The organism is uncultured Nonlabens sp. (assembly GCF_947495285.1).
Classification (GTDB): Bacteria; Bacteroidota; Bacteroidia; order Flavobacteriales; family Flavobacteriaceae; genus Nonlabens.
Genome location: NZ_CANLXZ010000033.1, coordinates 1 through 20,607, shown reverse-complemented (window position 1 = coordinate 20,607; position 20,607 = coordinate 1). Strand labels below are relative to the sequence as shown.

Genomic DNA, 20,607 nt, shown 5'->3' with positions numbered 1-20,607 from the left:
CTTTCCCTATTTTTACCAGCGACTAACCACCGCCCATGAAACCTGCTACAAGATCACTTATTAGATATAGAGGAGAAGAATGCCTTAATTGCGGTACTCCACTAGATGCAGAAGATAAGTACTGCCATCAATGTGGACAGCTTAACTCTACTAAGCAACTGGCATTAAAAGATTTCTTTGGCGAGTTCTTTTCTAATCTGTTTTCTTATGATAGTAGAATATGGCGCACGATTAAACATTTGCTTTTCAAACCTGGCTTTGTAAGTAAGGAGTTTATAAGAGGAAAACGACTGAGTTATGCAAATCCATTTCGTTTTTTCCTTAGCGTTTGTATTGTCTTTTTCTTAATGGTACAAGCACAAGAGTTTTTTGAGTTTTTTACTGATAACGCAGTAGAAAATACAAAAGCTGAAAATCAAGATGCAGATATAGATGTAGATCATGGCTTATTCTCATTAAAAATAGATGACATTAATAATAATGAATCCTTAACCAGAGAACAACTTAAAGAGATAGAGAACCAACCTTATGTAGGTAAAATGGTCGCTGAGCAAATAAGAGAACAACAAAACATACAAGAACATAACGACAGTGTAATCTCTAAAACTACAAAAGATTACAAAGAAAACGGGCTTACACCTATTACCCAAACACAACTAGACAGTCTTAGCTCTACTGAGAGATTTTTTAAACAGATAGACTTTTACGCTTCTTATGAAGAAAGGTATAAAATTTCTGATTCTAAAACAGCTCTATCTAGAATGGAGCACGATAATACCCAATGGAATCAAGCTATTTATGAAAAGATAGTTTTGATAAAAAGTATCACAAATAATCCTTCTGTACTAGCCGATATTATATTACCTAAACTACCTGTATTCTTATTTCTATTCACACCTGTTTTAACTCTGTTTCTTTGGTTACTATACGCACGTAGAGATTTCACTTACATGGAACATCTGGTATTTGCATTTAACGTTTTTACCTTTGTATTCTTAAGTATGATATTGTTAGTCTTAGTAAAATGGATAAGCTTTGGGTATATTAATCTCGCTCCATTCTTTTTCTGGTTTATAGGACCTATCTATTTTTACAAATCCATGCGCAATTTTTATGACCAGCGACGCATAAAAACAGTACTGAAATTTCTTTTAGTAAGTTTTATATTTGTAATCGGACTTATAACAGGAATAAGTTTACTACTTTTAGTAGGAATAGCGCTTTATTAAATTATGATACAACAGGTTACCAGGGGAATAAAGATCTCGGTCCAGACGAGTTTTGAGGGTACATTTTATAAAAAATATAAGATGCACTTTGGCTTTGGCTATATCATAACCATAGAAAATCAGAGCAAAGACTCTGTACAACTGCATACACGTCACTGGAAAATTAAAGATAGTCTAAGCCGCACAGAGTATGTAGATGGCGAGGGCGTTATAGGAAAAAAACCTGTATTAAAACCTGGAGAATCTCACACCTATCAAAGCGGCTGCCTACTTGCATCGCCATTTGGTAATATGAGTGGCTTTTATAATATGGTAAACTTTTCTAACAGTAAACAATTCAGCGTTATTATTCCTGCATTTAAACTGAGTGCTCCATTTGCTTTAAATTAGATAGTTGTAGATCTCGCTTTCGCGAAAGCGGACCCCACATCCATCTTCTCAACCACATTAAGACTACTTTACCACTTTACCACTTCCTGATGCGATAGATTCTTTGTAATTTCACGCTCAAATTAATAAACAAAATTATATCATGGGAAAAGGATTTTTCAAAGTCCCAGTTGCTGTAAATGAGCCTATTAAGACTTATGCTCCAGGAACTGTAGAAAGAGATCAAGTGCTAGCAGCTTACAAAGAATTGTGGAATGCTAACACAGAAGTACCGCTATATATTAATGGTAAAGAGGTTAAAACCGGCGATACCGCAGCTATAAGACCGCCACATGATCATCAAAATGTAGTAGGTAACTACCACAGAGGTAGTAAGAAAGAAGTTCAAAAAGCTATAGAAACTGCTATAGAAGCTCGTAAATCATGGTCACAATTACCATGGGAACAAAGGGCTGGTATTTTCTTAAAAGCTGCAGAGCTTATTGCTGGTCCCTATAGAGCACGTATCAATGCGGCTACTATGATTAACCAGTCTAAAACTATTTTCCAAGCAGAAATAGATGCCGCTTGTGAACTTATAGACTTCTTGAGATTTAATGTACAGTACATGACAGAGATCTATGCAGAACAACCAGAATCTACGTCTGAAGCATGGAACAGACTAGAATACAGACCTCTAGAAGGTTTTGTGTACTGTATATCTCCATTTAACTTTACTGCTATTGCTGGTAACCTACCTGCAAGTGCTGCCTTAATGGGTAACGTTTGTGTATGGAAACCTAGTGACCACCAGATGTTAAGTGCTCAAGTAATTGTAGAAGTATTTAGAGAAGCTGGTGTACCTGATGGTGTTATTAACATGGTAAACGCAGATCCTGTTATGATGACTGACGAGGTAATGACACACCCAGATTTTGCCGGTGTTCACTTTACTGGTTCTACAGCTGTATTTAAAAGTCTATGGACTAAAGTAGGTGAGAACATTAATACTTATAAAACCTACCCTAAAATAGTAGGAGAAACTGGCGGTAAAGACTTTATAGTGGCTCACAGTAGCGCAGTACCTGCACAAGTTGCAACGGCTATAGTTAGAGGTGCCTTTGAATTTCAAGGTCAGAAATGTAGTGCTGCTTCTCGTGCTTACATACCTAAAAGTATGTGGACAGAGGTAGAACAATTAATAAGAACAGATGTCGAGAGCTTTAAAATGGGATCTCCAGAAGACATGAGCAACTTTATTACTGCTGTGATTCACGAAGGTTCTTTTGATAAACTTGCAAAGTATATAGATGGCGCAAAAAGCGACTCAAATGCAGAGGTTGTTATAGGTGGTAACTATGACAAATCTAAAGGATGGTTTATAGACCCAACTGTTATCGTTACTACAGATCCTAAGTATGTAACTATGGAGACTGAATTATTCGGGCCTGTGATTACTATTTATGTGTATGAAGATGATCAATATGCTGAGATGTTGAAACTAGTTGATGAGACTAGTGAATATGCATTAACTGGTGCTATTTTAGGCCAGGACCGTTATGCAGTATCTCAGGCTACAACCGCTTTAGAAAACTGTGCTGGTAACTTTTATATTAATGATAAATGTACTGGAGCAGTAGTAGGACAACAACCCTTTGGTGGTGCTCGTGCTTCTGGAACTAATGATAAGGCAGGTTCTAAATTGAACTTACTTAGATGGGTTTCTCCACGTATGATTAAAGAAACATTTGTAACTCCTACAGATTATAGATATCCTTTCTTAGGAGAATAATTGATCTCTATATGAAATAATAAAAGCCGTTATCATCAATTTGATAACGGCTTTTCTGTATTCATGGCTGTACTGATTTCCATTACTTTAACGGTAAATGAACCACCTTTTTAGTTTCAAAGAATGGATCTTCAAAAACATCTTCTAGTTCATAGATTTGTGCCTTGGGGAAATCTTTTAATTCTTCTGTAAGATCACCACCTTTAAGGTACAAAATTCCATTTTTTAAGTTGTGACAACTCTCTTTTCTAATTTTATTTCTTACCCAACTTACAAAATCTGGCATATTAGTCACTGCTCTAGAGACTACAAAATCAAAACGTCCCTTAACTTTCTCTGCTCTTCCATGCTCTGTGGTAACGTTAGTAAGTCCTAACGCTTCAACTACAGCATCTACTACTTTGATCTTCTTACCTATCGCATCGATAAGGTGAAAACTAGTTTTAGGAAACATAATAGCGAGTGGTATTCCAGGAAATCCACCACCTGTCCCTACGTCTAACACTCTCGTACCACCTGTTTTATTGGGTAAGCTTTCGCGAAAGCGAACTACAGACACAATCCCTAGAGAATGTAAGACATGTCGAGTGTACAGTTGATCGATGTCTTTTCTTGAGATAACATTGATCTGAGCGTTCCATTCTGCATATAAATCACCTAGTTTAGAAAACTGCTCTAATTGATGGTCTGTAATATGCGGAAAATGTTCTTTTATGATTTGATGCACTATTTATAAGTTTGTGCAAAAATAAAATAATAATTCTCGTTCAATGCGATTGTTAATTCAAGTGTTATGATATTTTTGTAATTCAATTATATCGTTATGAAATCGCAATTATCTGATCGCATTAATAATTTACCTGTAAGCGCAACGCTAGCTATGGCCGCAAAAGCTCGTGAATTAAAAGAACAAGGAAAAGACATTATAGGCTTAAGTCTAGGTGAGCCTGATTTTAACACACCAGACTTTGTTAAAGAAGCAGCTATAAATGCTATTAACGAGAACTATAATAGCTACACTCCTGTAGATGGTTATCCAGAATTAAAGGATGCTATCATCCATAAATTTAAACGAGATAATAACCTTACTTATGACCGCAGTCAGATAGTAGTATCTACCGGTGCAAAGCAATCTATTGCAAATGTAGCCATGGTCCTACTTAACAAAGGTGATGAATGTATTCTTCCTGCACCTTACTGGGTAAGTTATGCCGCTATAGTAGAGCTGGCAGAAGGTGTTCCTGTAGAGGTAAGAGCTGGTGTAGAACAAAATTTTAAAATAACTGCAGAGCAATTGAGGGCAGCCATAACGCCTAAGACTAAGATGATGTTATTCTCTTCTCCTAACAACCCTAGTGGTAGTTTATTTAGTGAAGAAGAACTGCAAGCATTTGCAGACGTACTTGCAGACTATCCAGATATCGTGGTAGTAAGTGATGAAATCTATGAGCACATTAATTATACTGGTAAACATGCGAGTATCGCTGCCATACCTAGTATGTATGACCGCACGGTTACTATTAATGGGGTTAGTAAAGCATTTGCCATGACGGGATGGAGAGTAGGTTACATAGGCGCACCTGCATGGATAGCAAGAGCGTGTAACAAGATGCAAGGACAGGTTACTAGTGGAACTAACTGTATTGCACAACGTGCTGTAATTACAGCATTAGAAGCTCCGATTTCTAAGATTCAATACATGATCGATGCTTTTGCAAAGCGTCGTGACTTGATACTAGGACTAGCGTCAGAAATAAAAGGATTTACAACAGACAGCCCAGAAGGAGCTTTCTATATATTTCCAGATGTTTCAAAGTGGTTTGGTAAAACAGTAAAAGGCAATAAAATAGAAAACGCTACCGATTTCTCTCTTATGATTCTAGAAGAAGCAAATGTTGCTACGGTTTCTGGAGATGCCTTCGGCGCACCTAACTGTATACGTATTTCTTATGCTGCAAGTGAAGAACAAATCGTTGAAGCGATGAGAAGAATTAAAGAGGTACTTTCTTAATTAAGTACATAAAAATATATTATAATAGAAAAGGAAAGCTTTAATGAACTTTCCTTTTCTTGTTTTCAGGTAGTCGCCTATCTATACAATCAAAGTGAAAATTTAATGTAAACTATCACTGTAAGACTATGAGCAAGAGATTTACAACGACAGAAGAGTTTATTTTTAAAAAGAAATGAGTAGCTGTAAAGTTTTTTTATTCTTTTACTCATATTCGGTACCAGTTGCAAACTGGCACTAGCAGTCTTGTATACTGGCGCCAGCAGGGGGATGTAATAGGCAGATACGAAAGAGGAGACATTTCTCCCTCTGTGGATGTGGTAGTAAAAATTGCTGATGTATTAGAAGTTTCTGTGGATTACCTTATTGGAAAAACTTCACTTGCTCTTGACAAAGAAGCTCTAAAAAGATTAGAAGATATATCAAAACTGAAAGAAGAAAAAAAATCTTTCATCTACAACCTTATTGATATGGCTCTTAGAGATATGAAAACTAAATCTGCTTATGCTTGAATTATGGATTTATATAAGGAATTAGAATTAGATAAATTCTTTTTGGGAGGAGTAATAAAGAAAAATAATTTAAAAGTAGATTTAAACTCCCAAAATGAAGTTAAAGAAACACTTAATGAAGCTTTATTAAGCCATAATTTAAACTCTTTAGAATACGAATGGAACGAAGTTGAACATAAAAATTTTGAAAAAATGTTTATTTCAGGATTACAGTATAACCTAGGATTTACTACTCAAGAAGTAATGCCAATAGAAGTAGCTAAAAAAAACTATTCTACTTTAATAGAAAATTTCAGTTTAGAGAAATGTAAATTTTATACTAATTGGTTTGGTAGTCCTTGGGATGAAAATGGTGCCAGTTCTTTTAACTCAATAAGTGACTATACTTTAGATATGGCAATATCTATAATAAGTAGTGACAAACTACTTATTATTTATTTCCTTTTTGAAGATTAACTTCATTTAGCTTTCTATTTTTTTCGACTTATGGCTGAGGATACATAGTTAGAAGCTCCCAAACACCATTACGTTTCTTATACACAACTTTAACACGGTACATCTGAACAGGGCTTCCTCCTCCAGCTGGAATACCATATCCGAACGGTGTTGACGCTTGTCCTGATAAAGGATAATCAAAAGCATAACTGTTGCCATTAGCTGGAGGGCTGAAATTTGAAGAATTCGGATTTGTATTATTTAAAGCTTCCTTTAACTTACTTGTACTTTCAAACTTTGAAGCATATGGGGGTGGGTTCGGAAGCGTTTTACCATCAGGAGCAATACTTGGTGTTCCTGAACGCTTAATAAGAGCTTCATCAGTAACATCAGCTCCGTGTCTTTCCAAAACGTGAGCATTGGGATGCTGAGTTAACTCTGTTAATTCGCTTGCATTATATCCAGATGTCTCAGGAGCTCGCTTTACTACAAAATCATCACCTTTTTTAAAAACCTGATAACCATTTATAGGTTGATCAACAGCTGTTGCACCAGAATGTAAATTTTTATCAAAATACTTTGTTGGTAAAAGCTTTCCACTTGATATTTCAGCTATTTCATCTCCACTAGCCGTAAATAATTTAATTACACCATTCTGTTCTAAAGCACTTCCGCCAGCAAGAATAATATCATCATAAATATTTTTAAATGAACCAGTTAGACCCGATATTAAATTACTCCCTGCATTAGCCAATTCACCTGCCTACTAACTCAAAACAGAAAACCTCATTTTATCCCATTACATCCTCCCTTTTAAATTCTCTCCCCCAACCATCATTTTCTTCTATCGTTAATTCTGTGAACAACTGAATATCTGGCGTATCTATTTCATACTTATCCATTTCTTTTAATATCTTAAGGAGTGTATCAATTGTTCCCTGAGAATAATTCGAAATACTAGAATATAGATCTTCTGTGGCGATCCAAAATATTTGATTAATTATTTGATTAATTACGTCATTTGAGCTGTTAAATAACTCTCTTAATTCATTAAATTGATCTTCTGTTAAAAGTTCCATCTCTTCTTTCACAAAGTCATCAACTAAGACAGAATTTGGAATACATTCAGATAAAACCTCGTGCCATCTACCAACATTTGAATTAGTATAACTCCAAAGTAAGCCCAATAAAAACTTCCTATTCAAGGTCTCTAGTTTAAAATGCTTTATAGCTAACTCTAAACATAATATCGCAAAAGCTACTCTACCTCGAATTGATATTTGCTCAATTTTTTCTCGTTCTATCATAACTACTCACTTGTTACATGTATTTCTTTAAAAATATCTTGGCATTCGTCACACCTTATTACATCAACCCAATCCCCTTGCTGGTGCTAGTATGATCGCTAGTGCTAGTTTGCAACTAGTACCGAGTATCAGTAAGCAAGAATAATTTTAAATATAGTGTAATTTAAAATCTGTCCGATTTATTTTTTCTTGAAGTCTCTCAGTAATTCTGATGGTTGATCAATAGATGATCTAAATATTAAATGCACATGACTAGGCATGAAACAGTAAGCATATAACTCCATTGATTTATGCTTTCTACAATATTCTATACTACTGGCTAACTCATGAAAATAAACATGTCTCATAAAGACACCTACCCAGTTAACTGTTGAAAAACTTACAAAGTAAGCACCACTTTTATTATGGAATTTATACTTTCTACTCATCAACTAAATGTACGGAAAGTTTAAATAATTTATTATGATTAAAATTTTTAAAACAAAAAGTATGTACGTGTTCTACAAACTTTATTGTTCTTATTATTTTACTCATGCTCGGTACTAGTTACAAACTAGCACTAGCGGCTTTGGATACTGGCGCCAGCAGGGGCTTTAAGCGAAAAAGGAAAGTAACCTCAGGTATATTAAAAATATATTTTCGTAAATATCCAACTGCTAATTTGAAAGCTCAATAAAAATCTTTAAAAGAATCGCTATAGGTAGAATAACTAATCCAATATAGAAAATAAACCTACCGTGCTTCCTGTCATTTGTAGAATAAGAATAAACCTTTTGTCCATTTGGTAATGCCCTTTTAGATGTCATCAAAGAGTATCCTATAATTAATCCTAAGAAACCACCTAAAAAACTAAAAATATATCCTGAAATTATCCAAGGTTTTTGATTTTTTTCTGGTTCAGCTAATTGCTTTAATCTTTCTTTCTTTAGTGAATCTAATAAATCTTTGTCTATTGATTTACCTCTCTCTCTCAAAATTTTTTGGGCAAGAGCATAATCAAAAGTATTCCACTCGTCAGATTTTAATAGAACTTCATATAATTCCTCATTCGTAAATTCAAATAAATAATAATCTCGTCCAATTTCGTTAATTAAATTTCCTGTCTCTTTTTCTAATATTTGTTCTGCTTTCTCAAAATCGCTTTGCTTTATTCTCACCTCTATTTTACTCTGTAAAGTGTTTCCTGAAAAAGTCACGTCCACAGGAGGTACATTATCAGCAAGTTCAGTTTCAATACCGTTCTTTGATAATAATTCTTTCAATTCCGTAGCTTGCTGTAAAGTGGGAAAACTTCTAAATATTGAATAATTACTTTTCATTTATAATACAATCATTTCAGTGGTATAATTTTCTTCTCCGTTTATATCAAAAACTATTAACAATAGCTCCTTAAGAGTCTCCCCTAATTTTTCAAAATTTCTTTCCATGAAAATTAATTGTTTTTTACCCTCGATATCAATCTCATGACTTACTGAATAAAATTCACTCTCTTTAAAATTTTTATCACGTATTATAACGCTTCCAGTCAAAACTACTATTACAAATCCATCTTCATCTTTAATTTCAAACTGCTTTTGAAAAACATCTTGAGGTAAAACTTGAATCAATGGAGTATTATCCTTTGATATATTCATTTGAAATCTAAAGTTTCTATCCCTAATTGCTTTTTTAATAAGCCTATCAAACTTTCTTTTTTTAAATACTTTACTGATTATTCCCATTTGGATCTTGTATATATCTCTTAATCATGTTTAGGTTACTTTTCATTAACTCATCGTCTCTTTTTACTTTCTCTACATACAGCCTATAAGAACCATATGCTCCAGCGCCTCCTAAACCTACAGCAGCAGCTTTTTGAGTAGTGGTTAATCCTGTCCTAAGTGTCGTAAGTCCTGATGCAGACCTTGTTTGTGAAGCTGCATAAATAATATTATCAGCTGCTTTACCCTCTATTGTAAGTCCTCTAGCTCCTTTTTTTACCCAATCGGCAGCTCTATAACCTGTAATTGTCACACCATCGTCTCCCAACTGTAAAAAACTACCTCCAACAGTTTCTTTAGCAGAGTTTTTGCGAACTACATTTATTATCTCACCAACCTTTTCAGTTTTGGCACTATGCTGTATTGCATCATCTAAAGGCGCATGAATTACTATGTCGTCTACAAAACGCATACTTCTAACCATCTTATAAGCTCTATAACCATCAATAGCTTTATCTACTACCATAACACCAGAAACTTCCATTAAACCTTCTGGCAATCCAACATAAACCCCATGAGCAACTTGCATTCCAGGAACAGTATATGTCCATTTCATTAACTCCTGCTGCGACTGTAGGTATTCCATGTGAGCTTTCCTTCTAGCTAATACATCACGATGTTCTGTTTGAGCTCTCATTGTAAATCTAGAGACAGATCTCTGAGATAACTGCGGTGGTTTATTATTAACAATCTTTTTGCTGTTTTCTTGAGAGGCAATTGCAGCTTCTTTACTTGAATAAGCATTAAGCACAGGACCTTTTTCATATTTTGCACAACCATTTTCAATGACCCAGCCACCTTCTAAACCTTCTAACTCTCCTTTTGATATCAAACTATTACTGGCAAATTGATAAGGTGTGAGCATCGCATACTTAGGAGAAAGAGGATCAACAGCAAAAAACCTAACTAATCGAGGATCATGCATTCTAAAAGTATAGTTATACGAGTTACCTTCACCTTTTACTTCATCGTCTTTTTCCTGTCCTTGAAAACCGTATCTATAAGAATCACTATCTACAGAGCCGTGGCGGTTAGGTAGTAGCATACCGCCGGGATAGTAATCACTATATTCTGAAACGATACTCATCTACCTATTCCTCCAAAAGAAAGGCGTCAATAAGATCAATACCGTAAATAATTCTAGCCTACCTATTAACATTAAGAAACTACACCACCATTTACCCAGTTGTGGCAACCCAGCAAAATTATCTACTGGAGAGAGGTCTCCAAATGCTGGACCTACATTACCCAGCGTACTTAACGCACCACCTATGGCGGTATCAAAATCTAGTCCGAGAGCAGCAAGCACAATCGCACCTACTATAAAAGAAAGCATATAAAGAATAAAGAATCCTAGCACATTAAAAACGATACCACTCTGTAATGCTCTACCATTATATCGCACTGGCAGTATAGCATTAGGGTGTAATGTTCTTTTAAATTCCATAATACCATTACGTATTAATATAATGTGCCGCACTACTTTAACACCACCAGATGTAGATCCTGCACTACCACCTAAAAAGAACAAACCAAAAAACATGATGGTAAGAAATGGTGTCCACAAAGTATAGTCTGCAGTGACAAATCCTGTCGTGGTCATAACTGCAAGCACCTGAAATGTACTGTGTCTAAAAGCACTCTCCATTTCACCCCATACCATAGGATGATCTATAGAAGATATGGATGGGTCTGCATAGAAATAGATTAACGTGCCTCCTAAAACAGAAAAGCCAACTACAAAACTGGTGTACCATTTAAACTCGGTATCTCTCCACACTTTGCTGAATTTACCCTTAAAAGCAAAATAACTGAGTACAAAGTTAGCTCCCGCTATAAACATAAAGATTATAATAATCCACTGTATGGCTGGATTATCATTCCAGTAAGCTGTACTTGCATTTTTTGTAGAAAAACCTCCTGTAGAGAGCGTACTCAATGCATGATTAATAGCATCAAACCAGCCCATACCTGCTATTTTAAGAAGCACGGTTTCTATAGCTGTAAAACCTACATAAATAAGCCAAAGTCTTTTTGCAGTATCTGTTATACGTGGGTGTAATTTATCTGCGCTAGGTCCAGGAGCTTCGGCTGCAAACAGCTGCATACCGCCTATTCCTAATAATGGCAATATGGCAACTGCTAGAACGATAATTCCCATACCACCTATCCAGTGTGTCATACTGCGCCAGAATAAAATTCCCTTGGGTAATATCTCTATATCATTTACCACACTTGCACCAGTAGTTGTAAAGCCGCTCATGGTTTCAAAGAATGCATCGGTATAGTTAGATATTGCCCCTGTGAACATATAAGGCATCGTACCGGCAAAAGCCATGATTAACCAGCCCAATGTTACAATTAAATACCCTTCTTTTTTACGCAATTCTTTTACATGATTGCGATTTAAGTACATTAAAATGGCTCCTATAGAAACTGCAACACCAGATGCTGCTAGAATATCAAAGCCTTCACTCTCTCTATAAATAGCACTTACTAGAGCAGACACAGACATAAAACCACCGTTAAAAACCAGTAGCAGCCCCATAATAAAAACTATAATTTTATAATTAAGTTTAGTAATTCTAGTCATTATAAAAACAGTTTTTCTACCTTAGTAATAGAACGTGGTAAACAACAGACTACCACTCTATCACCAGCCTCTATCTTAAAGCTACCTAGAACTATATTACCTATTCCCTGTCTTATCACACCACCTATAATAGCACTTCTAGGTACACCAGCATTTGCTACAGTTTTACCACATACAGCACTTTCTGGCTGTACGATAAATTCTAGTAGCTCTGCATTCATGTTGTTGAGTTTAGTCATAGCCACTACCTCACCTTTACGTACGTATCTAAAAATATTATTGGCCGCAAGTAATTTTTTATTAATCAGTGTATCTATTCCTATGCTGTGAGATAATTGAAAATAATCCATGTTCTCTACTAGAGATATCGTTTTCTTCACACTTTTACTCTTTGCCATAAGGCAAGAAATAATATTAGTCTCGCTATTTCCTGTAACGGCTATAAATGCATCCATTTCATGAATGTTTTCTTCTTGGAGCAACTCTACGTTACGTCCATCTCCGTTTAAGACTAGAACTTCAGGAAGAGCATCTGCCAGGTCAAATGCTTTTTTTGCATCGTTCTCTATCAACTTTACGTTAATCCCTGCTTTAGAAAGTTGTTGCGCAGTTTGCTTACCTATATTACTACCGCCTAAAATCATGACATTGCGCATGGCATGCTTAGTCTTACCGGTTAATTTATAAAGCTCTTCTACACCACCTGCCGTGGTAATAAAATACACTTGATCTCCTTCTTTAAACTGTGTATCACCACGAGGTATTAAGGTGTATTGGGTACCAAATCTTTGTATAGCGATAGGCATAAAATGAATCTCTGGAAAAATCTCTCCAGCCTGTTGCACCGTTTTACCTACAAACTGTGCCGTACGTTGCAAGTTAACACCTACCATAGTCAGAGCGCCGTCCTCAAATTCATAACTATCATTAAACGCGCTTTGATTGAGCAGCAATTCTATTTCTTTGCTTGCCAGTGCTTCTGGAGATATCAACTCATCTATACCAAAACCAGAAAAACCTATAGCGTCTTGATGCTCTAGAAACTCTGTATTTGTAATACGCGCCACGGTACGTTTTGCACCTAGTTGTTTGGCCAGTACACAAATAGTAATGTTAGTCGTCTCACTACTGGTAACCGCAATCACAAGATCTGCCTCTTCTACTCTAGAATCTCTAAGGATTTTTATAGAGGTAGAATCTCCTCGCACCACCCTAATATCTAGGTGAGTATCAGCATAATGTAAATTATCCTGTTCTGGATCTATTAATGTAATATTCTGTGACTCGTAGGATAACAGCTTTGCCAGGTGAAAACCTACCTCACCTGCGCCTGCAATAATGATTTTCATACAATCGTTTCTGTAGTGTCCCAAAGATACTGTTATGTGATCTATAATTTAAAAAAAGCTTGATTTTTATGGGTTTTATGGATGTTTATCTCGCTTTCGCGAAAGCGGAATAGCAATAACCTCAACGCGCTGCATTATCTTTGCTATCTAAATTAAAGCTCGTGTCTGAAGAAGTAAAGCCATATAACGGAGAAGATTCTGGAAAAAAGGAACAGGTTACAAAAATGTTTGACACCATTAGTGGTGAATATGATGGACTAAATAGGATGATATCTTTAGGTCTGGATCAAAAATGGAGAGATAACGTTGTTAAAATGGTAGCTGCTCATAAGCCACAAGTGATTATGGACATCGCTACTGGTACTGGCGACCTAGTCATTAAAATGGCGCAACAAACCGATGCAAAAAGATTAATAGGACTCGATATTTCTAGCGGTATGCTAGAAGTAGGAAAGGTTAAGGTAAAAGAAGAAAATCTAGATAGCCGCATAGAAATGGTATTAGGAGATTCTGAAAACCTACAGTTTGAAGATAATTCTATAGATGCCGTTACCGTTTCTTATGGAGTACGTAATTTTGAAGATCTGGAAAAAGGACTGGGTGAAATATTAAGAGTTTTAAAACCTGGTGGAATTCTAGTAGTACTAGAAACTAGTGTACCTACAAAGTTTCCTTTTAAGCAAGGCTACTATTTCTACTCTGGTATCATTGTACCTACTTTAGGTAAATTGTTTTCTAAGGATAAGATCGCTTATGGATATTTATCAGAAAGTGCTTCTAAATTTCCTTATGGAGAGCGTTTCAACAATATTTTAAAGAAAGTAGGGTTTAAAGAGGTAGAAAATGAGTTACAATTTCATGGTGCATCTACCATTTATAAAGCAGTAAAAGTATAATATGAGACAGGTTATAGTCATCATTATTTTAGCACTAGGTTTTCAAACCGCTAGTGCTCAATTATTTTCAAAAGAAAAAATTAAAAATCTAGAAAACTTTGATAAGAAATTTCTTACTTGGGGTTACTATTTAGGTTTTAACTCTTATGATTATAAATTTGATTATAACGAGATTACCGAAGAAATCGTTACAGAATCTAGTGCTGGTTTTAATGTAGGTCTTATAGGTGATATACGTATTAATGAGTACATTAACTTAAGACTAGAACCAGGTATCGTGTTTGCTACTAGAAATCTAACATTTCCAGACCCATCACTTACTACTGCTGCACAAATGGAGCGTGAGGTTACCTCTACTTACATACATGTACCTTTATTAGTAAAGTTTTCTACTAAAAGATTAAATAACTGGAAACCCTTTGTCGTTGCTGGAGCGTCCTGGTCTAATAACTTATCAAGTAATTCTGATAACCCAGATGACAACAGTTCTGGGCAGTTTAGACAGACACCTAGTGTTCTTAATTATGAACTAGGCATAGGATTTGACCTGTACCTGTATTACTTTAAGTTTTCACCGTCCATAAGAGGTGTATTTGCCATGGGAGATGAACTGGTGCGCGATATAGACCCCAACAGTCCATGGACTGGAAATATAGACAGCATGCAGACTAGAGGCATTTTTATCAACTTTACATTCCAGTAGTACGCAACCACTCGCCTAGTATAAGAGATGTTGCCATGGCTACATTAAGACTTTCAGTCTCTTGAACTTTTCCGTATTGTGGTATACTGATAGCGTTTCCTATTTTAAGAATGGCATCACTTACACCAGCAGACTCATTTCCCATGACTATGATACCTTCTTCTGGTAATACGCTGGTGTAGATATTCTCACCATTCATTGCTGTAGGATATATAGGTAGCAAAGACTGTTTTAAATAGTCATATAAGTCTGTATAATGAACTTGCACTCTAGCAAGAGATGCCATGCTTGCTTGCACACATTTAGAATTATAGACATCTACCGTTTCTTTACTGCACACGATATCTGATATCCCAAACCAGTCTGCTAGTCTAATAATAGTACCTAAATTACCAGGATCCTTAATATCATCTAGAGCTATTACCTTACCTACTTGTGGTAATTCTAACTGCTTATTCATTTTAAAAACGGCCAGATAACCTGGTGGTGTCTTTAAATTAGAGATAGAATTCATATCTTTTTCACTAATAACTGTAGGCTCTAACGCATCTAAATGATTGTTTCCTAAGGTTATGAGAATATCCTCTACAATAAGGCCAGAATTAACTAGTTCTCTTATAGATTTGTATCCTTCAACAATAAAAAGCTGATGCTCTTCTCGAGTTTTTTTTCTACTGAGAGATTTGATAAGCTTTAACTTACTTTTGGTAATCATTTATAATCGTATTTTTGAATATTGCACTATGGAAAAATCGGGACTTCATGCAAAAATAGGCTTATTTATATTGCTTATTATTTTATTGGTTTCTTGCCATGCTATTAAACGCGTTCCTGACGGTAAGCAACTCCTTACTAAAAACACGATTCTAGTTGATAGCCTATCACCTAAAGACCCAAGAGTACTCACTCTACCTACTCTACAGCCTAATCAAAGACTTCTTAACTACCCTTTAAGACTCCATATTTATAATCTTGCGAGACCTCACCGAGATTCTATTTACTTAAAGTGGATGCAGGATCATCCTAAAGGCTTAAAAAGACGTAATGCTATTCTATCAGAAAAGCAAACCATGGAATTAGGTCAAAGTCTTGTTGATTTTAATAACTGGCTTAAAAGAACCGGAGAAGCACCTAGCTTAATTAACGAGACCGCTATTGAGAAATCAAAAGAAAGATTAAGAGCCTGGTACTGGAATCAAGGATGGTTCAATACAGAGGTAGATCATAAAATTATAGATTTTAAAAATAATAAAAAGGCTCGAATTGAATATTATGTAAATAGGCACACTCCTTATATTATCGATAGTCTTAAAACACAAATAGCAACACCTGTTATTGACTCCTTATATCAACTAGTAGATTCTGAAAGTATTCTTAAAAAAGGTGAGCAATATTACACGCCAGATATAAATGCCGAGAAAGACCGATTGAATACATATTTACGTAATAATGGAGTCTATTATATGGAAAAAGATAATATAAGATTTGAGGGCGACACTATTAACACTAAAAATAAAGCAAACATCACTCTTATCATTAAAGACAGAGAGATACAAGATGCAGACTCCACGATTAGTGTACCGTATAAAATGCACAAAATAAGTGAAGTTAACATTATACCAGATTATCAAAACGCAATAAGTAACAAAGCGGCCGATACACTGACTTATGAAGATTACAACATCTTACGTTTTGGAAAACGCAAGTACAAAAGATCTACTCTAACAGATGCCATATTTATTCACAAAGGCGATCTTTATAAAGATATAGATAGAGATAGAACATATAGGAGAATCACAGAGCTACAAAGTTTTCAATACCCTACCATAAGGTATGTTGAAGACCCTAAAGACTCCACAGGCACTAATCTTATAGCAAATGTGTTACTTACCTCAAAGAAAAAATTTGAATTCACTTATGGAGTAGAAGCGACGCATAGCAATATACAGGCTATAGGTGTAGGTCTTAACACATCTCTTTTAATTAGAAATTTATTTAGAGGTAGTGAACTCTTAGATATATCTTTTAGAGGGAATATAGGTGCGAGTACAAATGCTGCAAATGGCGACTCTAGATTTTTTGATTTACAAGAACTAGGAACAGATGCTAAGCTTAGTTTCCCTAGGTTATTTTTACCTTTTAATGTAGACCACTTGATCCCTAAGTACATGTCGCCATCTACTAATTTTTCACTAGGGTATTTCAGCCAGACTAATATAGGTCTAGATAAACAGAGCCTTAATGGAGCACTAACTTATAACTGGAGACAGACCGAAATAAAGAGTACCAGATTAGATTTAGTAAACGCGCAATATGTACGTAATTTAGACCCTGGTAACTTTTTTAATGTCTATCAAAGTAGTTATGGTAGTATTAATAATATAGCTAACGATCTTAACCTTACAAATCCTATTTATGTTAATGACTCTAGTAATCTTACCATACCAGATGGTACTACTGCCTTTATTAACAATTCCCTAAATGGATCCCTATCTGTAAGCGATGCTCAAAGAGAGCAAATAAGAAACGTGAGGGAACGTAGAGACAGGCTATCACAAAATAACCTAATCGTATCTACCAGTTACAGTTGGACACGTAACAATAGAGAAGGAATTTACGATGATGATTTCTCTAGATTTAACTTGAGAATAGAAAGCGCTGGTAATGTACTTTCTGGCATCTCTAGTCTGGCAGGAATAGAAAAAAATGAAAATGATAGAAGACGAGTTTTTGGTGTAGAATACAGTCAGTACATAAAGACCGAAATCGACTATATAAAACACTGGCAATACGTAAACAATCATGTATTTGCCATAAGAGCCTTCGGTGGTATTGCTATCCCTTATGGAAATTCTGATAACATTCCGTTCATAAGATCTTTCTTTGCAGGTGGGCCTAATGATAATAGAGCGTGGCAAGCCTATGAATTAGGACCAGGTAAAACAGGTGGGTTAAATGACTTTAATGAGGCTAATATGAAAATAGCACTCAATGCAGAGTATCGATTCCCTATATCTGGAGCGTTTAAAGGTGCCTTATTTGCAGACATAGGTAATATTTATAACGTACTCGATAGTGAAGAAGATTCAGAAGCCATTTTTAATGAAATAAGTGATCTAGAATACCTAGCGCTAGGAACAGGTGTAGGATTGCGATACGACTTCGGCTTTTTTGTTTTAAGATTTGATATGGGCTTTAAAACCTACAATCCTGCACTAGAAGAAAATAGAAGATGGCTCAAAGAATTTAAAATTTCAAAATCTGTTCTTAATGTAGGTATTAATTATCCTTTCTAGATTCTGAAAAATAGGCATTTATTTTTGCTTATTTTTGCTCAACCAAGAAAAGAAATTATGAATCACAATATAAAACCAGGTGTTGCCACTGGCGACCAAGTTCAAGAGATTTTTAATCATGCAAAAGCAAATGCATATGCACTTCCTGCTGTTAATGTTGTAGGATCTAATACAGTAAACGCTGTTATGGAAACTGCTGCAGACTTAAACTCTCCAGTTATCATCCAATTCTCTAATGGAGGTTCTGTATTTAATGCTGGTAAAGGATTAAATAATGACCATCACAGAGCAGCGATCCTAGGTGGAATTGCTGGTGCAGAGCACGTTCATAGACTAGCAGAAGCATACGGAGCTAGTGTGATTCTTCATACAGACCACTGTGCAAAAAAATTACTTCCTTGGATAGATGGTTTATTAGATGCTAGTGAGGCACGCTTTCGCGAAAGCGGAAAAAGTTTATACTCTTCACACATGATAGACCTAAGTGAAGAACCTCTAGAAGAAAATATAGAAATATGTAAAAGATATCTAGAAAGAATGTCTAAAATGGACATGACTCTAGAAATAGAATTAGGTATCACTGGTGGTGAAGAAGACGGTGTTGATAATAGCGATGTAGACGAGTCTAAACTATATACACAACCAGAAGAAGTAGCATATGCGTATGAAGAGCTCATGAAGGTAAGTGACAAATTCACTATCGCAGCGGCATTTGGTAACGTACATGGTGTATATAAACCTGGTAATGTAAAACTTACACCTAAAATTCTTAAGAATTCTCAAGAGTATATCTCTAAAAAATATAACGTAGAGCACAATCATATCGATTTTGTATTTCATGGCGGTTCTGGTTCTACACTAGAAGAAATAAGAGAAGCCATAGGATATGGCGTTGTTAAAATGAATATTGACACAGATCTTCAATGGGCATTTTCTGATGGTATAAAAAAGTATATGGATACTAACAACGACTTCTTACTCTCTCAAATAGGAAACCCTAATGGAGCAGACCTTCCTAATAAAAAATATTACGACCCTCGCAAATGGTTACGTCATGGAGAAGAGTCTTTTAAAGCTAGATTAAAACAAGCTTTTGAAGATTTAAATAATATCAATACATTATAATAAAATTCATTATTCAGCCTTTAAAACATGTTTATTCATGAAATCTAGGTTAGAAACAGTTAAAATAATAAGTGATTAAGGTATTTCATTACTTTAACACTTAACTTAGAACTAAAATATGGCTTGGTTTAAAAGAGATAAAAAAGGGATTACCACACCTACAGAGGCTAAGAAAGACACTCCTAAAGGTTTATGGTATAAGTCACCTACTGGTAAAGTAGTAGACACAGATTTACTTAAAAACAATTTTTACGTTAGTCCAGAAGATGGATATCACGTAAGGATAGGAAGTAATGAGTACTTCGAGATTTTATTTGACAATAATGAATTCAAAGAATTGAATCCTAACATTGTTTCAAAAGATCCATTAAAATTTGAGGATACTAAAAAATACACAGACCGTGTAGAAGCTGCACAAAAGAAAACAGGTCTTAAAGACGCTGTGCGTACTGCTGTAGGTAAGTCTAAAGGTAACGATCTCGTTGTAGCCTGTATGGACTTTGCTTTCATAGGTGGCTCTATGGGTAGTGTAGTAGGAGAAAAAATTGCTCGCGCTGCAGACTATTCTCTTAAAAACAACATTCCATTCATGATCATCTCAAAATCTGGTGGTGCGCGTATGATGGAAGCAGCATTATCATTAATGCAACTTGCAAAAACTAGTGCAAAACTTGCTCAATTAAGTGACGCTGGCATTCCTTATGTATCTTTATGTACAGACCCAACTACTGGTGGTACAACAGCATCATTTGCTATGCTAGGAGATATCAACATAGGAGAACCAGGTGCATTAATTGCTTTTGCAGGTCCACGTGTAGTAAGAGATACCACAGGAAAAGAATTACCAGAAGGTTTTCAAACCGCAGAGTTTCTTCTTGAAAAAGGTTTCTTAGATTTTATATGTCCTAGACATGAATTAAAGGACAAAGTAAACCTTTACCTTAATTTGATCTTAAATAGAAAAGTAGAGATAAGCGCATAACGCGGCATCTTCTTTATTAAAAAATGAATCGTCTTAAGAATCTAACACATTCTTAAGACGATTTTTTTTTAATCTGTTAAAACTAAAATTCTAAATTTGATTCCTACCATTCTATTTCTCATAACCTATATTTATATTTAAACAGTACAATTAACAATCATTAATCTTTTCTTATACCAATTTAGTTCTTAAATGCCGCATAAAAAGCTTTTAGATAATGATGATTTCCTGTGATTGATTTTATAGTT

The 20,607-nt window shown here is 35.2% G+C and carries 20 protein-coding genes and 1 pseudogene; 11 read left to right on the top strand and 10 right to left on the bottom strand.

What is annotated here, in order from left to right:
* Positions 1-35: 35 nt before the first annotated feature.
* The 3 genes from Q0838_RS12250 (at position 36) to pruA (ending at position 3,390) form a co-directional block, all read left to right on the top strand.
* Positions 36-1,229: a DUF3667 domain-containing protein gene (locus Q0838_RS12250; protein ID WP_298955542.1), complete on the top strand. Its 1,194-nt coding sequence runs from the start codon at positions 36-38 to the stop codon at positions 1,227-1,229.
* Positions 1,230-1,232: 3 nt separating this feature from the next.
* The gene (gene apaG / locus Q0838_RS12245; RefSeq protein ID WP_298955540.1) at positions 1,233-1,619 is read left to right on the top strand and encodes a Co2+/Mg2+ efflux protein ApaG; all 387 of its coding nucleotides are present in this window, start codon (positions 1,233-1,235) and stop codon (positions 1,617-1,619) included.
* 142 nt (positions 1,620-1,761) lie between these two features.
* Entirely contained in the window at positions 1,762-3,390 is a 1,629-nt protein-coding gene (gene pruA / locus Q0838_RS12240; RefSeq protein WP_298955538.1) for an L-glutamate gamma-semialdehyde dehydrogenase, read from the top strand.
* Between the two features lie 82 nt (positions 3,391-3,472).
* Here the strand turns inward: pruA and rsmG are convergent, their stop codons facing one another.
* Complete coding sequence (gene rsmG / locus Q0838_RS12235; RefSeq protein WP_298955535.1) at positions 3,473-4,117, bottom strand: 16S rRNA (guanine(527)-N(7))-methyltransferase RsmG; 645 nt, start codon at positions 4,115-4,117, stop codon at positions 3,473-3,475.
* Positions 4,118-4,213: 96 nt separating this feature from the next.
* Here rsmG and Q0838_RS12230 point away from each other — a divergent pair, with 96 nt between their 5' ends.
* The 3 genes from Q0838_RS12230 to Q0838_RS12220 all read left to right on the top strand — a co-directional run bounded on the left by Q0838_RS12230 (position 4,214) and on the right by Q0838_RS12220 (position 6,369).
* Positions 4,214-5,401 carry a pyridoxal phosphate-dependent aminotransferase gene (locus Q0838_RS12230; protein ID WP_298955532.1) on the top strand — a complete coding sequence of 396 codons (1,188 nt, stop codon included), beginning with the start codon at positions 4,214-4,216 and terminating at the stop codon, positions 5,399-5,401.
* A gap of 224 nt (positions 5,402-5,625) precedes the next feature.
* Positions 5,626-5,913, top strand: coding sequence for a helix-turn-helix transcriptional regulator (locus Q0838_RS12225; RefSeq protein ID WP_298955529.1), 288 nt, complete (start codon positions 5,626-5,628; stop codon positions 5,911-5,913).
* Between the two features lie 3 nt (positions 5,914-5,916).
* The gene (locus tag Q0838_RS12220) at positions 5,917-6,369 is read left to right on the top strand and encodes a hypothetical protein (RefSeq protein WP_298955526.1); all 453 of its coding nucleotides are present in this window, start codon (positions 5,917-5,919) and stop codon (positions 6,367-6,369) included.
* Positions 6,370-6,397: 28 nt separating this feature from the next.
* On the opposite strand, the gene Q0838_RS12215 is transcribed toward Q0838_RS12220, so the two are convergent.
* The 8 genes and pseudogenes from Q0838_RS12215 to trkA all read right to left on the bottom strand — a co-directional run bounded on the left by Q0838_RS12215 (position 6,398) and on the right by trkA (position 13,357).
* Positions 6,398-7,102 carry a hypothetical protein gene (locus tag Q0838_RS12215; RefSeq protein WP_298955523.1) on the bottom strand — a complete coding sequence of 235 codons (705 nt, stop codon included), beginning with the start codon at positions 7,100-7,102 and terminating at the stop codon, positions 6,398-6,400.
* A 37-nt stretch (positions 7,103-7,139) separates the two neighbouring features.
* Positions 7,140-7,655, bottom strand: coding sequence for a hypothetical protein (locus Q0838_RS12210; RefSeq protein WP_298955520.1), 516 nt, complete (start codon positions 7,653-7,655; stop codon positions 7,140-7,142).
* Positions 7,656-7,843: 188 nt separating this feature from the next.
* A pseudogene (locus Q0838_RS12205) lies at positions 7,844-8,083 on the bottom strand (transposase); the annotation flags it as partial.
* A gap of 228 nt (positions 8,084-8,311) precedes the next feature.
* Positions 8,312-8,974: a hypothetical protein gene (locus tag Q0838_RS12200; RefSeq protein WP_298955517.1), complete on the bottom strand. Its 663-nt coding sequence runs from the start codon at positions 8,972-8,974 to the stop codon at positions 8,312-8,314.
* Positions 8,975-9,376, bottom strand: coding sequence for a hypothetical protein (locus tag Q0838_RS12195; RefSeq protein WP_298955514.1), 402 nt, complete (start codon positions 9,374-9,376; stop codon positions 8,975-8,977).
* A complete protein-coding gene (locus Q0838_RS12190; protein WP_298955511.1) occupies positions 9,360-10,502 on the bottom strand; it encodes a hypothetical protein in 1,143 nt (380 codons plus the stop codon). Before Q0838_RS12190 ends, Q0838_RS12195 begins: the two co-directional genes overlap by 17 nt.
* A complete protein-coding gene (locus tag Q0838_RS12185; protein ID WP_298955508.1) occupies positions 10,503-12,008 on the bottom strand; it encodes a potassium transporter TrkG in 1,506 nt (501 codons plus the stop codon).
* The gene (trkA, locus tag Q0838_RS12180) at positions 12,008-13,357 is read right to left on the bottom strand and encodes a Trk system potassium transporter TrkA (protein WP_298955505.1); all 1,350 of its coding nucleotides are present in this window, start codon (positions 13,355-13,357) and stop codon (positions 12,008-12,010) included. The genes Q0838_RS12185 and trkA overlap by 1 nt, the downstream gene beginning before the upstream one ends.
* A 161-nt stretch (positions 13,358-13,518) precedes the next feature.
* Between trkA and ubiE the strand changes: the two genes are divergently transcribed.
* Positions 13,519-14,253: a bifunctional demethylmenaquinone methyltransferase/2-methoxy-6-polyprenyl-1,4-benzoquinol methylase UbiE gene (ubiE, locus tag Q0838_RS12175; RefSeq protein ID WP_298955502.1), complete on the top strand. Its 735-nt coding sequence runs from the start codon at positions 13,519-13,521 to the stop codon at positions 14,251-14,253.
* A gap of 1 nt (position 14,254) precedes the next feature.
* Positions 14,255-14,956, top strand: a complete 702-nt coding sequence (locus Q0838_RS12170) for a porin family protein (protein WP_298955499.1) — start codon at positions 14,255-14,257, stop codon at positions 14,954-14,956.
* On the opposite strand, the gene Q0838_RS12165 is transcribed toward Q0838_RS12170, so the two are convergent.
* Positions 14,943-15,671: an RNA methyltransferase gene (locus Q0838_RS12165; RefSeq protein WP_298955496.1), complete on the bottom strand. Its 729-nt coding sequence runs from the start codon at positions 15,669-15,671 to the stop codon at positions 14,943-14,945. The genes Q0838_RS12170 and Q0838_RS12165 overlap by 14 nt on opposite strands.
* Positions 15,672-15,699: 28 nt before the next feature.
* Here Q0838_RS12165 and Q0838_RS12160 point away from each other — a divergent pair, with 28 nt between their 5' ends.
* The 3 genes from Q0838_RS12160 to accD all read left to right on the top strand — a co-directional run bounded on the left by Q0838_RS12160 (position 15,700) and on the right by accD (position 20,359).
* Positions 15,700-18,252 carry a BamA/TamA family outer membrane protein gene (locus tag Q0838_RS12160; protein ID WP_298955493.1) on the top strand — a complete coding sequence of 851 codons (2,553 nt, stop codon included), beginning with the start codon at positions 15,700-15,702 and terminating at the stop codon, positions 18,250-18,252.
* A 57-nt stretch (positions 18,253-18,309) separates the two neighbouring features.
* On the top strand, positions 18,310-19,377 hold the full coding sequence (gene fbaA, locus Q0838_RS12155) for a class II fructose-bisphosphate aldolase (RefSeq protein WP_298955490.1): 1,068 nt from the start codon (positions 18,310-18,312) through the stop codon (positions 19,375-19,377).
* 118 nt (positions 19,378-19,495) lie between these two features.
* Positions 19,496-20,359, top strand: a complete 864-nt coding sequence (accD, locus tag Q0838_RS12150) for an acetyl-CoA carboxylase, carboxyltransferase subunit beta (RefSeq protein WP_298955487.1) — start codon at positions 19,496-19,498, stop codon at positions 20,357-20,359.
* Positions 20,360-20,607 lie beyond the last annotated feature (248 nt).

Excerpts from the sequence above, each read along its gene's own strand:
- Q0838_RS12250 (WP_298955542.1), top strand. The coding sequence starts at position 36 with ATGAAACCTGCTACAAGATCACTTATTAGATATAGAGGAGAAGAATGC.
- apaG (WP_298955540.1), top strand. The coding sequence starts at position 1,233 with ATGATACAACAGGTTACCAGGGGAATAAAGATCTCGGTCCAGACGAGT.
- pruA (WP_298955538.1), top strand. The coding sequence starts at position 1,762 with ATGGGAAAAGGATTTTTCAAAGTCCCAGTTGCTGTAAATGAGCCTATT.
- Q0838_RS12230 (WP_298955532.1), top strand. The coding sequence starts at position 4,214 with ATGAAATCGCAATTATCTGATCGCATTAATAATTTACCTGTAAGCGCA.
- Q0838_RS12220 (WP_298955526.1), top strand. The coding sequence starts at position 5,917 with ATGGATTTATATAAGGAATTAGAATTAGATAAATTCTTTTTGGGAGGA.
- Q0838_RS12210 (WP_298955520.1), bottom strand. The coding sequence starts at position 7,655 with ATGATAGAACGAGAAAAAATTGAGCAAATATCAATTCGAGGTAGAGTA.
- Q0838_RS12200 (WP_298955517.1), bottom strand. The coding sequence starts at position 8,974 with ATGAAAAGTAATTATTCAATATTTAGAAGTTTTCCCACTTTACAGCAA.
- Q0838_RS12195 (WP_298955514.1), bottom strand. The coding sequence starts at position 9,376 with ATGGGAATAATCAGTAAAGTATTTAAAAAAAGAAAGTTTGATAGGCTT.
- Q0838_RS12190 (WP_298955511.1), bottom strand. The coding sequence starts at position 10,502 with ATGAGTATCGTTTCAGAATATAGTGATTACTATCCCGGCGGTATGCTA.
- Q0838_RS12185 (WP_298955508.1), bottom strand. The coding sequence starts at position 12,008 with ATGACTAGAATTACTAAACTTAATTATAAAATTATAGTTTTTATTATG.
- trkA (WP_298955505.1), bottom strand. The coding sequence starts at position 13,357 with ATGAAAATCATTATTGCAGGCGCAGGTGAGGTAGGTTTTCACCTGGCA.
- Q0838_RS12170 (WP_298955499.1), top strand. The coding sequence starts at position 14,255 with ATGAGACAGGTTATAGTCATCATTATTTTAGCACTAGGTTTTCAAACC.
- Q0838_RS12165 (WP_298955496.1), bottom strand. The coding sequence starts at position 15,671 with ATGATTACCAAAAGTAAGTTAAAGCTTATCAAATCTCTCAGTAGAAAA.
- Q0838_RS12160 (WP_298955493.1), top strand. The coding sequence starts at position 15,700 with ATGGAAAAATCGGGACTTCATGCAAAAATAGGCTTATTTATATTGCTT.
- fbaA (WP_298955490.1), top strand. The coding sequence starts at position 18,310 with ATGAATCACAATATAAAACCAGGTGTTGCCACTGGCGACCAAGTTCAA.
- accD (WP_298955487.1), top strand. The coding sequence starts at position 19,496 with ATGGCTTGGTTTAAAAGAGATAAAAAAGGGATTACCACACCTACAGAG.